The organism is Flectobacillus roseus (assembly GCF_030056595.1).
GTDB lineage: Bacteria > Bacteroidota > Bacteroidia > Cytophagales > Spirosomataceae > Flectobacillus > Flectobacillus roseus.
Map to the genome: position 1 here is coordinate 12,034 of NZ_JASHIF010000003.1, position 12,948 is coordinate 24,981.

10 protein-coding genes are annotated in these 12,948 nt (G+C 36.3%); 8 read left to right on the plus strand and 2 right to left on the minus strand.

Going from position 1 to position 12,948, the window contains the following annotated elements:
* The first annotated feature begins 12 nt into the window (after window positions 1–12).
* The 3 genes from QM524_RS04370 (at window position 13) to menD (ending at window position 2,963) form a co-directional block, all read left to right on the plus strand.
* The gene (locus QM524_RS04370) at window positions 13–567 is read left to right on the plus strand and encodes a carbon-nitrogen hydrolase family protein (RefSeq protein WP_283343649.1); all 555 of its coding nucleotides are present in this window, start codon (window positions 13–15) and stop codon (window positions 565–567) included.
* Between the two features lie 67 nt (window positions 568–634).
* Entirely contained in the window at window positions 635–1,213 is a 579-nt protein-coding gene (locus tag QM524_RS04375; RefSeq protein ID WP_283343650.1) for a hypothetical protein, read from the plus strand.
* 43 nt (window positions 1,214–1,256) lie between these two features.
* On the plus strand, window positions 1,257–2,963 hold the full coding sequence (gene menD, locus QM524_RS04380) for a 2-succinyl-5-enolpyruvyl-6-hydroxy-3-cyclohexene-1-carboxylic-acid synthase (protein ID WP_283343651.1): 1,707 nt from the start codon (window positions 1,257–1,259) through the stop codon (window positions 2,961–2,963).
* A 395-nt stretch (window positions 2,964–3,358) separates the two neighbouring features.
* Here the strand turns inward: menD and QM524_RS04385 are convergent, their stop codons facing one another.
* Window positions 3,359–4,270, minus strand: coding sequence for a tetratricopeptide repeat protein (locus tag QM524_RS04385; protein ID WP_283343652.1), 912 nt, complete (start codon window positions 4,268–4,270; stop codon window positions 3,359–3,361).
* 188 nt (window positions 4,271–4,458) lie between these two features.
* On the opposite strand from QM524_RS04385, the gene QM524_RS04390 reads away from it, so the two are divergent.
* Both QM524_RS04390 and QM524_RS04395 read left to right on the plus strand, forming a co-directional pair.
* A complete protein-coding gene (locus QM524_RS04390; protein ID WP_095165328.1) occupies window positions 4,459–4,902 on the plus strand; it encodes a peptidylprolyl isomerase in 444 nt (147 codons plus the stop codon).
* Between the two features lie 2 nt (window positions 4,903–4,904).
* The gene (locus QM524_RS04395; protein ID WP_283343653.1) at window positions 4,905–5,144 is read left to right on the plus strand and encodes a hypothetical protein; all 240 of its coding nucleotides are present in this window, start codon (window positions 4,905–4,907) and stop codon (window positions 5,142–5,144) included.
* A gap of 41 nt (window positions 5,145–5,185) precedes the next feature.
* Here the strand turns inward: QM524_RS04395 and QM524_RS04400 are convergent, their stop codons facing one another.
* Entirely contained in the window at window positions 5,186–6,982 is a 1,797-nt protein-coding gene (locus tag QM524_RS04400; RefSeq protein ID WP_283343654.1) for a M61 family metallopeptidase, read from the minus strand.
* Between the two features lie 125 nt (window positions 6,983–7,107).
* Between QM524_RS04400 and QM524_RS04405 the strand changes: the two genes are divergently transcribed.
* The 3 genes from QM524_RS04405 to QM524_RS04415 all read left to right on the plus strand — a co-directional run bounded on the left by QM524_RS04405 (window position 7,108) and on the right by QM524_RS04415 (window position 12,946).
* Window positions 7,108–10,110 (plus strand): tetratricopeptide repeat protein, encoded by a 3,003-nt coding sequence (locus QM524_RS04405; protein ID WP_283343655.1) that lies wholly within the window; start codon window positions 7,108–7,110, stop codon window positions 10,108–10,110.
* A gap of 36 nt (window positions 10,111–10,146) precedes the next feature.
* On the plus strand, window positions 10,147–11,826 hold the full coding sequence (locus tag QM524_RS04410; RefSeq protein WP_283343656.1) for a TonB-dependent receptor: 1,680 nt from the start codon (window positions 10,147–10,149) through the stop codon (window positions 11,824–11,826).
* A gap of 100 nt (window positions 11,827–11,926) precedes the next feature.
* Entirely contained in the window at window positions 11,927–12,946 is a 1,020-nt protein-coding gene (locus QM524_RS04415; RefSeq protein WP_283343657.1) for an HU domain-containing protein, read from the plus strand.
* Window positions 12,947–12,948: the final 2 nt, after the last annotated feature.

Here is a 12,948-nt window from a genome sequence, read left to right on the forward strand (position 1 = left end):
TTAGCATCTCATTTGGAGGATAAACAATTTGATGTCTTTCAAGAAATTAGTGACCACAATAATATTACGATTGGTATTGGAATGCCTGAGAAGGTGAGTAATGGAATGAAAATAAGCTTGTTTATTTTTCAACCTAACCGACCCAGAAAAGCATATTCGAAGCAACATTTACATTCAGATGAATATTCTTATTTCATAAAAGGAGAAGATCAAGTTACTATTACTGTTAATGGTGAAAAGATTGTCCCAGCTATTTGTTATGAAAGTTTATTACTCTCTCATTTTGAGTCAGGCGTTGAGCTTGGTGCTGAAATTTATGTAGCCAGCGTTGCTAAATCACAGATTGGCATTAATAAGGCAACGACGCATTATTCAGCAATGGCAAAGAAATTTTCAATGCCAGTGCTTTTGTCGAACTATTTAGGATTTTGCGATAATTTTGAAAGTGATGGACAAAGTGCTATCTGGAGAAATGATGGAGTTTTAGCGGCACAATTAAATAGTACTGATGAGGGAATACTGATTTTTGATACAAAAACAGAAGAGGTATTAATACAAATATTATAGTCCTGTCTTTTTCTCCTAATAACAACCACGATGCATGCTTTGAGTATAAAAGTGAAGAAGATATAAAATGATAAGATTTGAAATTTCTGATTTAATGCTTGAACTTCTTGATGAGCCAATTTATAGGGTTGATTCAGTCGATAATATGTTTTCTTATACAAAACAATATAGTAACAGGGATGGAAGTCAAGTATCATCAAGTAAAATCGGAATTAAAATTTATCAACATAAAGAGCTAGTTGATAGTTGTATTATTATAGGGATAGGTGGTGCAACAGCAATCACTCAATATTCGTATATAATTGCATCGGAAAATATATTGATTTGCTGTGGAGACTCCGTATTTTGTCTGTCTCTACCGAGTTTAGAATTAGTATGGAATATGAAGTTAGATGACATAACTTGTTTTCAAATTTTTCAATGCCAAGAGGATTATCTCATTCACGGTGAATTGAATATAACCCTAGTTAATCTAGAAGGAAACATAAAATGGAGTTTTAGTGGAAAAGATATTTTTGTGTCGCTTACCCAAGAAAAAGCAATATCTATTTTACCTGATGGGATTTTACTAACAGATTTCGAGCAAACAAAATATAAATTAGATTTTGATGGAAAGCTTATATGGACTAATAATTCTAATATGTAACCCATCAAAATAGAAAAACAAAACAAGAGAACCAAAACCATATATGGCAATTTTACAACCCATTATTAATATAGCGGAAATACTGGTTACCAAAAATGTGACTGATGCGATAATTTCCCCAGGTTCCCGCAATGCACCCTTGACTATTGCCTTGGCAAGACATCCGCAGATAAATGCCTTATCGGTATCAGATGAACGTTCGGCTGCATTTATCGCCATGGGAATGGCGCAAGTGAAAAATAAACCTGTGGCCATTTGTTGTACATCAGGATCGGCCGCATACAATTATGCACCTGCGGTGGCTGAAGCCTTTTTTCAAGAAATACCTTTAATTATACTGACGGCAGATAGACCGACCGAATGGATACATCAACATGATGGACAGACCATTTATCAGGAAAATATTTACGGAAAACATGTAAAGGCTTCCTATCAGGTAGGAGCAGATTATTCGCACTCTGATGCTCGTTGGCATATCGAACGTGTGATGAATGAGGCTATCAATACGGCCAATACTTTTCCGAAAGGACCAGTGCATATAAATATTCCATTGCGCGAGCCATTTTATCCTTCAGCTGAAGAACAGGTTGTATTCGAACGTCCAAGAAATATTCGCCAGCATTCGGCAAAGGCTAGCTTGAGTCAAGAGACTTGGGAAGAGTTACTTTCTCAAATTGAAGATTATTCGAAGGTGATGGTTATTGCTGGACAAGATGCTATTAACCCTGAGGTTAACCAAGCTTTACAAGGTTTACAAGAGGAGTTTGGATTTGTGGTCGTTGGAGATTTGATTGCCAATACAAAAGGCGATTTCATTGCAAATCATGATTTGTACTTAGGACAGATAGACGAGAGCTATGCTCCAGAGCTTTTGATAACTTTTGGTAAATCTGTGATTTCAAAATCATTGAAACAATTTATTAGAAAACATAAACCTGAAGCCCATTGGCATGTACAAAGCTCTACGCATGTGATAGACACTTATCAAAGTCTAACTGATATAGTGTCAATTGCGCCTGAAGACTTTTTCAAAGAACTGTTTGAAAGCTTAGATATGAGAGCTTATAAAATGGGAGATGAAGAAAAGTCCTTTGCCTACCAAGAACAATGGTTTAATCTCGAAAGAAAGTCTTCGAGATATATTCATCAAGTTTTGCGCGATAGCGACACATGGAATGAATTCTCGACGTATTATAAAGTGATGGAAAATATTCCTGCTGGATCGCAATTACATCTTGCCAACTCGATGGCAGTGAGATATGCAAATTACCTGCACTTACCCAATATCAACGAGGTAGAAGTTTTCGCGAATAGAGGAACGAGTGGAATCGATGGTTGTGTGAGTACAGCCGTTGGGGCAGCTTTGGCGACAGATGCTCAAGTATATCTCTTAGTTGGTGATGTGGCTTTTTTCTATGACCGTAATGCGCTTTGGAATAATTTCTTGCCATCGAATCTCACCATTATTTTAGAGAACAATAGTGGGGGAGGAATTTTCCGAATGATTGATGGTCCGAGTCAGCAACCAGAGCTTGAACCATTTTTTGAAACTGCTCAAAAAATGACAGCAAAGCTAACTGCCGAAGAATCCAACATGGAATATTTATCAGCTACGAATTTTGAGCAATTTAAAAATATCCTGACTACAATTCCACAAAATTCGAATCGTGCCAGACTTTTTGAAATCCATACTAACTCAGTAGAGAATACAGCGTTCTTTAAGAAATTCAAAACTAACTTTATAGTTTAAAGCCTTCTGAAGCCTAAAATACATAAGCCCTGAGAATCGAACGAGCTGTAATTATACCTAGAACAAGCTCAAATATGCGATTCTCAGGGCTTTTGTTTAGGCATAAAAATGGCAAAAAGGCTGTTTTTTGAGTAATATAATGCCGAATATTGAAGTTTAATAAATTTTTAGGAAATGTAAAATTTGTATTATTTTAATGCTTAGTAAAGAAAATGCCGACATAATACTTTTTGTTTTTGTACTATTCTAATATTGCTCAGATTTAAGTATAAAATGGACTTGAGAAAACAAATTAGTTAGCAAAGTAAGAAAATGACCTATTACTGAAGCCTTTTCTGAATTTTTCAATAATCAAAAAATCCCTAGCAACATTTTTGTCACTAGGGATTTTTTGATTATTGAATTGAAATATTAGGGTTAAGTTTTTTAGCCTTTTCAAAATACTCTTTGGCATTTTGGGTATCTCCTTTTTTCTGGAAATATAAACCTAAGTTACGAATAGCGAACGCATTTTCAGATTCTATTCTTAAGGAGTGATCGATAGTTTCCTTTGCTTCATCTAACTTCCCTAGTTGTAGTAAGATATATCCTTTATTGTTGAGATAGTAAGCTTGAGCAGGTTTGAGAAATATCGCTTTTTCTACCAAAGGTAAAGCCTCTTTATATTTTCCTTCTTCACTCAAAATAAAAGCTAGGTTGTTTAGAGCAAAGTGCTGTTTGGGATTAATACTTAATGCCTTTTCGAAATCCTTTTTTGCCAAAGGATAATTGTTTTGTTCAAAGTACAAATACCCGTGATTGGTATAGGCTTCGGCATTTTTAGGGTCAAGTACCAAAGCTCGTTCATAAGCAGCAGTAGCCCCCGAATAATCTTGCGTTTGAGTTTTGATGTTTCCTAGCGTAACATAGTAAAAACTTGAATCTTTGTATACCTTTCCGATCTTGTTGAGGTCTTGGATAGCCTCCTGATAATTGCCTAGGTTAAATAGCAATTCTGCTCGATTATAGTAAGCCTCCCAGAATTTACTATCCACAGCTATGGCCTTATTAAAATCCTCTAGCGCTTTCTCAGGCTTATCACTTTTTTGGTAGGCCAAGCCTCTATTGTTATAAATATCAGCAAAATCTGGTTTCTTATTCAGCGCTTCACCATACCAATGAATGGCCTCGTTATATTCTTGTTCTTTTAGTTTGAAATTACCACGCTTGAAGAACTTGATAGCTTCTTCATTTTTATCAGTTCCACAAGACCCAAGACACAACATAGCTGCAGCCATGATGATTGGGAATAGCTTTCTACCTTTCATTGAATTTGAGATTTATGCATTAATGTACATTTACTCAAAATTACAGTATTTTGCTTGAAAGACCGACGAATGTGAAGAAATCCTCTGAGAAGAAACAAATGAGTAAAATGTTTAAAGAAATGGAAGAGATGCCTTAACTTTGCAAAAAACAATTGCTGTTTTCTCATCCATTAACAATTGATTATAGTATGTTAAAAGCTGAAATGTTGACCGAAAAAGGTCTAATGGTTATAACGTTTTTCGAGGAGGATGCTCCAATCCACGTAAAAAACTTTGTTGATTTATCGAAAAAAGGATTTTATGATGGCGTAACTTTCCACCGTGTACTTCCAGACTTCGTAATCCAAGGTGGTGACCCAACTGGAACTGGTGCTGGTGGTCCTGGTTATACAATCCCATGCGAATTGACAGGAAATAACCAATATCATGATCGTGGTGTTTTGTCAATGGCACACCGTGGACCAAATACTGGAGGTTCTCAGTTCTTTATTTGTCATAGCCGTAACAATACTGCACACCTTGACCGTAGACATACATGTTTTGGTAAAGTAGTAGAAGGTTTGGACGTAATTGATCAAATTCGTCAGGGAGATAAAATCATCAGTATCACTATCGTTGAAGAAGAAGCTTAGTCATGTACTTTATCGGAGAAATTCCTAATGCCAAATGTAAGGTTTCCCTATACAAATGGAATAACAAGTATTTTGTAAAATTTGAAACGGCTGATTTAGAACAAACTTTTAAAATTTCAGAAACGGAAGTTTCGGGAGAATCAGAAGTAAGAGAATTGTTTACAGAAGAATTTGTAGATAAAGTGGTCAAACGCTTTGAAGATATGTATGGCGATTTGCATAATGCTTTGAATCCCTACTAACAAAAAAGCCCTGAATACTCAGGGCTTTTTTTATGAATGACTTATTGGATAAACATCCATTTTTTGTAAAGTGCTTTTTGCTGTTCTGTTTGATCAGCTATTGGTTCCAGCTTATAAGATTTAATAGGGTTTTTAGCAAGTGTTACTGAGTACGTTTTTTCTAAACCATCTCTTTTTACTTTTACCTCGATTACATCACCAATTTTTTTAGAAGCAATTACTTTTGTCAGATCATCAACTTTTTGACCATCGATGCTCAAAATCTCATCGTTGACATTCAATCCATAATTGTAAGCAGGAGAGTCTCTTCTTACTGAAGAAATCTTGCCAGCTCTTAAGTCAGCACCAAGGAATGCATTTGTATTATCAGCATTGGTATCTACGATTTTCAAACCTACAGGCGCTAAATATACATTATATGGAATAGACTCCGTCCCGAAGATATAATTTTTGAAGAAAGAGGACATATCTTTTCCAGCAACAATATCAGTAGCTTTCATGAATTCTTCATCGGTAAAACCACGACCTAGTTTTTTGTAGTAGTTCTGATAAAGATAACGCATTAAATCATCGAGGTTCTTTTCGCCTTTTGTCGAAGACAAGATTGCTAGGTTCAAAATACCTCCTAGTACGGCACCTTTGTCATAGTAAGATACCGTGCTATTACGAGAGTTTTCGTTTGGACGATAATATTTAATCCACGCATCCCAGCTAGATTCAGCTGCTGATTGAATAGCATTACCCGGTTGGTTTTCGATGGTATTCACATCGTCCATATACGATTTGATATATTCTTCAGGAGAGAAAATACCTGCACGGCGGAGGATATAATTTTCATAAAAACTTGTACCTCCTTCAGAGTACCACAACATGTGCGTGTAGTTTTCGTTTTCATAGTCGAAAGGTCCTAATGCTTTTGGACGAATACGCTTTACATTCCAAAGGTGGAAATACTCGTGAGCGATAAGACTTAAAAATCCTTTGTATGATTTTTCATTTTCATACACACCACGTGAAGTTTGGCAAGTAGTAGAATTAAGGTGTTCTAAACCACCACCTCCAGCAGCAAGGTTATGAATCAAAAAAGTATAGTCCTTACAAGGGTGTTCGGTTACCACACTTTTAGCCGCTTCGCAAACACGTTTAATGTCGTTAGTTACTTTTTCAGCATCATACTTTGCCTCGCCATACATGGCAATTTTGTGAGGAACACCTGCTAAATCAAAGTTTAAAACTTTTTGATTACCTATCTCGATAGGAGAGTCTATCAGAATGTCGAGGTTATCTGCCAAGAAGGTATTTTTAGAAATTTCTTTCATGCCAGTCGAAATAGTTGACCAGTCTTTGTAAGGCGTAATTTCTAAAGTTGAAGGAAGAGCTTTCCATTCATTCACATACATGAATACACTTGCCGGATTAAGATAGCCATGAGAATCATCCAAAAACGAGGTACGAACGGACAGTTCATAAGCATAAACTTTGTATTTTAGCGTTACTTCCTGAGTGGAGGCATTCACTTTGATACGCCAAGTATTTTTGTTGATTTTGTCTAAAGACAAAGGACCATTGGCCGAGGAAGCAGTGACTGATTCTACATTTTTGGCGTATTCACGTACAAGGTAAGAACCTGGGGTCCAGACTGCCATTTTTACATCGACGAAACCTTGCTGTTTCATCTTGGCGTCGAGAGACTTCAATTTCATCACAACATCAAAGTAGTGAGACTGAGGTTTTTCCATAGAAAGCGCATAGGCAATCTTGGATTGTAGCTTATTAGTTTGAGCTGATGAAATTACGCTAAACAGTAAACAGATAGCGAAAATTGAGATTTTTTTCATAATTTAACGTATGAATTTTGCGTTTTTAAAACGTGAAACTAACAAAGCCTCGCCTTTGAAACAAGTAAAATTTGGCTAATCTATTATCCCAATCAAACATAGATACCCAATAAAAAACATATCTAATGAAAAAATTACCTTCGATTGTATTTTTATCCGTTGCGGCTACATGTACTATTTCTGGTTATGAAATTTTTGCGCAGAGTACGCTTAACTATAATGAAGCCAATATTCATTTTAGAAACGGACAAGAGTATTATGAATCCAAAAGCTTTGAAGCGGCTCGTGCCGAATTTGAACTCTATCTCTCTGAGCACCGAAACTTCTTAGACAAAAATGACCCTAATCAGGCTTGGGCGAAGTATTTCATCGTGATGTGTAGCTTATACCTAGATCGTGCTGATACCGAGCTCCTTGCCGACCGATTTGTTCGTGAATACCCCGAACATCCTGTGGCAAGTAACCTTTTCAGAGAAATTGGAAATTATTTCTTTGATAACGGCGAATATGGTAAGGCCATAGACTATTTAAGTAAAACTGCCAAAACTGATGAGGAATCTCAGTATCATTTAGGGATTGCTTATTACCAAACACAGTCGTATGCACAAGCCCTAACGGTATTTACTCGTCTTCGTGATAGTCAGAACCAAGCTTATGGGCCTCCATCGGCGTACTACGCAGGAGCTATTCAATTTCAGAATAAGAATTATGAGGAGGCTATCAGCAGTTTTAAAATTATTGAAAACTCTACTCAGTATAAAGCCGAAATCCCCGGATGGATTGCTAATGCCTATTATCGCCAAGGCAAGTATAACGAAATGCTCGATTATACAGAAAGAGTACTTCGTGAAAAAGGACGTAAGCTCGATGATATTGCCTTGCTAACAGCGGAGGTATATTTCAATAAAGGAAATTACGAAAAAGCCGCAACGTATTATGGCGTTTACAAAAACTATAAATCACAAGGTATGATGCCAGTTGTGGCGTACCGTTATGGATATAGTCTTTATAAAACTAATCAATTCTCCGCTGCAACAGATCAACTTAAAAATGTTGCTTTACCCAAAGATACCTTGGGACAAAATGCTTCTTTCGTTTTAGGGATTTGTTATCAAAGAGTCAATAATCTTACTGGAGCATTAGGTGCTTTTGACCAAGCAAGTAAATTGTCATTTAATAAGCCTGTTCAAGAGGAGTCAACTTTTAATGTTGGGAAAGTACTTTTGGACTTGGGTCGTTCGAGTGAATCTGTGAGAGCGCTTGAAGGGTTTATTGCTCAGTATCCAGGCTCAAAATTTGAAGATGAAGCCAATGAACTTCTTTGTGAGGCGTACCTATCTTCCAATAATTTATTGGCAGCACTTAATTTTGTGGAAAAATTGCGTAGAAGAACACCAAGGGTAAATGCTGTATATCAGCGAATTGCCTTTAATCAAGCGGTTAAAAAATATAACGAAGATGGCTACGCGGAGGCACTCACCTTTTTCGATAAGTCATTGAGTACCCCTGAGTCTCGTGATTTAAAATACAGTGCTATGTACTGGAAAGGGGAGTCATTGGTTGGTCTGAACCAAAATGCAGCTGCGATTGATTTGTACAAAAAAGTAATTGCAGCCACAGATAAAGATGTTCCAACCTTACCAGAATATCAACAAAAAAGTCGTTACAGCCTAGGATATATTTATTTGTCGACCAATCCTGCGGAGGCGAATGCCTATTTCAATGAATATTACCAACGAGGAGGAACCGATGGCAATGTTGATGATGCACTTTTACGTATTGCTGATTCTTATGTAGCTCAGGGTCAGTATGCTCAGGCGCTCAAAGCGTATGATAAGGCTTATCAGACTGTTAAAACTAATAAGGACTATGCATTGTACCAAAAAGGAACTATTCAAAATATTTTAAATGATCCGAATGGCAAAACTACCCTAGAGGAGGTGGTTCGTATATTCCCTCAATCGAAATACGTTGAAACTGCTTTGCGAGATTTAGGAGATAATGAAATGTCTGCAGAACGTAGTGAAAAAGCAATTGCCTATTATTCAAGATTAATTTTAGAACGTCCTCAAAGTGCCTTGGTTCCTTATGCGATTATGCGTAGAGGAACGGCTTTCCAAAATATAGGTAGAACCCAAAGTGCCATTTCCGATTATAAGTATTTGTTAAGAAACTATATCAATGATTCTAATTATGCTTCACAAGCGATGGCAGGTTTGAATGAGTTGATGGATCCTAGCTCTCCAGAATACATTGAGATTAAAGCTTTGTACGCCAAGGCAAATCCAAATGATACGAGTTTGAGAGAAAAAGAATTTGAAAAAGCCAAAGGACTGTATTACGACGATGCTTACGATAACGCCCTAATAGCATTGGGAGAATATGTTCGTAACTATCCAGATTCACCAGATACTCCAGAAGCAAAATTCTTAATTGCAGAATCTTATTTTAAGCAAAAAAATAAAATGGATGCTCTCCGCAATTACTATATTGTGATTGCAGATAATAAATATAAAGCTATTTCGAAAGCTTATTCTAAGGCAGCGCAATTAGAGCTTGAAAATAATAACTATTCAAGAGCGATCACTAACTATCGCGGTGTTTTAAGAATGTCAACAGATCGTAAGGATAATCAAACTGCGATACAAGGTTTGATGGATTCATATTTCAACACACCGAAAAATGACTCCACGATCTATTACTCAAAACAAATGGTATTATTACCAGAGGCTACTGTTGCACAAAAAACAAAGGCTTATTACTATATGGGTAAAGGATATTTACAAATAGGTGATAACAGCTCGGCATTAAGCTCATTTAATCAAGGGGTAGCTCTGGCAAAAGATGATTACGCAGGTGAGTGCCAAATTATGCTAGCAAGAATGCTTTATAGTCAGAAAAAATATAAAGAGTCAAGTGAAATGATTATGAATAAGTTTAACAATGAGTTTTCAGGGGTATCGTTACCAGTAATGGGTAAAGCCTTTTTGCTATTGGCAGATGACTTTATTGGAATGGAGAATTATTTCCAAGCAAAAGCAACCTTGAATTCTATCATTGATAAGCTACCAGATGAGAATTCGGTGGAACAAGCACGTGTAAAATTACGCTCTATCAGTAACAAGTAATCTAAATTTATTCTTAATCAAAGACTTTCATTTATTATGCATCATACATCATTAAAACTTTCTCTGGCCAGCATAATGCTTCTTGGATTTGCCTCTCAGGGTGTTTCTCAAGATAAGAAAAAAGAAGGGAAAATAGATAATTCAGAAGTAAACGTCACCAAGGAACAAAAAAAGGTTATTGTACCTCCTCCAGTGAGGAAACTCGAAAAAATGGTGACCCCACCCAATACGGTACCGAGACCACCCTTGAGATTTTTGTTTTCTGAAGTACCTAATAATGGAAGAATTACAGAGATTTCCAATCAGGTACAAATGCCTGTAAATCCAGTCACGCCTGTCCAATTATCAAAATATAATAATGTGATAAGGGCAGGTTTCGGGAATTTTGGTCATACTTACCTCGAAGGGCATGCAGGTATTGCCGTAGGAGAAGAAAACTATCATGGTATTTATGTTAAACACAATGCCTATCGATTAGGTCCTGTAGGTGCTAACTATTCTGGCGAGTCGGATAACCAAATTAAGGTGCATAGTCGCACTCAGTTTAACTCTGTAAAACTAGAGGGTTCCTTAGGTTGGAAACGTAAAGGTTTTTATTATTATGGATACCAACCTAAGGTATATTCATTTGATAAAGAAACCATTTTTAACTCATGGAATAAATTCAATTTTGATGGGACTGTTTCTAACACAAGTAAAACCTCACCCATTGATTATGTCTTTCGTTCAAAATTATCCTACCTTTTCACAAAGTTAGGAGCAAATGAATTACTTTGGGATGCAGGAATGTCAGCTTCTTTTCCATTGACAGATAAACTTTCGGCTAATTTTGATGGACAGATGGTCTTGGCACAATCTCAGGATTCATTGACTACTTACCGCAATTTGTACAAGTTGGTTCCTAACTTTAAATACAAAGACGAATTATTTAGTGTGACATTGGGGGTAATGCTTGCTAATAGCAAGGAAAAAACTACCGAAAATGAAACCTATGTACTCCCTGTCCTAAAAGCTGATTATCAGTTGATGGATGGAATCAAGCTATACGCAGGTTATGAAGGAGATGTTATGGCGAATAACCTCACAACAATTCTTCAGGAAAATCAATGGTTAGGTCGTTTTCAGACGCTTAAACCAACCAGAAAACTGTCTGATATATATGCAGGAGTCAAAGCCAATCTCTATGGAGGTCTCTCTGGTGAGTTGAAAGGAAGTTATGCTACCTACAAAAATTTCTACGTGCTGAACAATTCTCGTACAGATTCAACAAAATTTGAAATTTTGTATTCTAACGATACCACAAAAGTTCATGTAACAAGTCTTTCAGGACAAATCAATTATGAAATTCCACAATTGTTTCGTTCATCCTTGTTAATGGATTATTACATTTATAGTAATCTCGGTAACCTAAAAGAGGCTTGGCATCGTCCTGCTTTCAAAGCTACATGGTCAAATCAGTATCTGATTAGAGAAAAAATGCTAGTAACATCCGATTTTTATGTGCTTACAGGATTGAAAGGACTCAATGGACAGACCAATCAGCAGGTGACGCTCAACCCAATCTTTGATTTAAACTTGAAATTCACCTTCTTTATCAGTGAAAGATTTGATGTATTCCTTTCAGCTAATAATATTTTTAATAAAAATTACCAAAGATACTTATATTATCCTGTTCAGGGTGCCAACTTCCTTGCAGGATTGTCATTTTCTTTTTAAATTGTAACACAATTTCTTAAGATCGTGTAATTATTTTTCTCAATAATTCAGGTTATTGATTTTAAGATAATTACACGATTTTTTATTTTCTGACAATTCTATGGCAACAATTCAACACTATATTCAGGAGCTTTTATTCGAGCGCGATTGTGTGGTCGTTCCAGACTTTGGTGGATTTATTACCAACTTCCAAAGTGCAAAACTAGACCGCTCGTTGAATTTTATCTCACCTGCCAAGCGCTGGGTGGCATTCAACAGTCTTTTGAAAAATGACGATGGCTTATTGTCTCATTTTATCGCTAAGTCAGAAGGTATCTCACTAGAAGAATCAACGATAAAAATTAGGGCGTTTGTGGATGCTCTTAAATTTAGACTTAGAAATTCAGAACAAGTTTACTTAGAGAAAATCGGTTTCTTTGAATTAAACAAAGAAAATAAACTCGTATTTACACCTTTGGCAGAGCAAAACTATTGTTCTGACAGTTTTGGATTGAGTACGATTAATATCTATCCAAAGAGAAATCAAGAAGTTGACTCTCCAAAAATAGAGTCAAAATCTAAACTGTTAGCCTTCAAAGGTGCTGACCGAGCAGCTGAAAGAGTCGTAAAGACTTCAAAGAAAACTGCTGCAACCATAAAGAAGCTGATACCATTTATGACAGGTGTTGCTACTGCAGTTTTATTAGGTATCGGAATCCTTTCTTACGAGGAGCAAAATAGTCTCAGCACTATGAATCCTTTCGTGGGTATAACGGCAAGAAAACCAGTGCCAGCCCCGGTGATTGTTACGAAGTCTCAGGTTGATACTTCTTCAAGAGTTATTCAAGTTAAACCTGATTCTAGTGTTTTGAAAGAAAATAGCCCTTCTTATACCAATAAAGGCGATTATTTCGTTATTGTAGGTAGTTTTGGCAATGAGGCCAATGCCCAAAAATTTGTAAAAGAACTTCAATCAAAAGGATTTTCGAATGCCTCTGTGATTGAACCAGAAAGAAAAGGAAAGTTGATTAAAGTATCTGCCAATTCGTATAATAATGAAAATGAAGCATATACAGAGTCGGCAACAATCAAGTCGAAACTAAGAGCTTCTGCTTGGATATTTAAGTCTTCAAAAAAATAATA

Bases quoted from the DNA above. Each gene is read 5' to 3' on its own strand.
- QM524_RS04405 (WP_283343655.1), top strand. From the start codon at position 7,108: ATGAAAAAATTACCTTCGATTGTATTTTTATCCGTTGCGGCTACATGT.
- QM524_RS04400 (WP_283343654.1), bottom strand. From the start codon at position 6,982: ATGAAAAAAATCTCAATTTTCGCTATCTGTTTACTGTTTAGCGTAATT.
- menD (WP_283343651.1), top strand. From the start codon at position 1,257: ATGGCAATTTTACAACCCATTATTAATATAGCGGAAATACTGGTTACC.
- QM524_RS04410 (WP_283343656.1), top strand. From the start codon at position 10,147: ATGCATCATACATCATTAAAACTTTCTCTGGCCAGCATAATGCTTCTT.
- QM524_RS04415 (WP_283343657.1), top strand. From the start codon at position 11,927: ATGGCAACAATTCAACACTATATTCAGGAGCTTTTATTCGAGCGCGAT.
- QM524_RS04395 (WP_283343653.1), top strand. From the start codon at position 4,905: ATGTACTTTATCGGAGAAATTCCTAATGCCAAATGTAAGGTTTCCCTA.
- QM524_RS04375 (WP_283343650.1), top strand. From the start codon at position 635: ATGATAAGATTTGAAATTTCTGATTTAATGCTTGAACTTCTTGATGAG.
- QM524_RS04390 (WP_095165328.1), top strand. From the start codon at position 4,459: ATGTTAAAAGCTGAAATGTTGACCGAAAAAGGTCTAATGGTTATAACG.
- QM524_RS04385 (WP_283343652.1), bottom strand. From the start codon at position 4,270: ATGAAAGGTAGAAAGCTATTCCCAATCATCATGGCTGCAGCTATGTTG.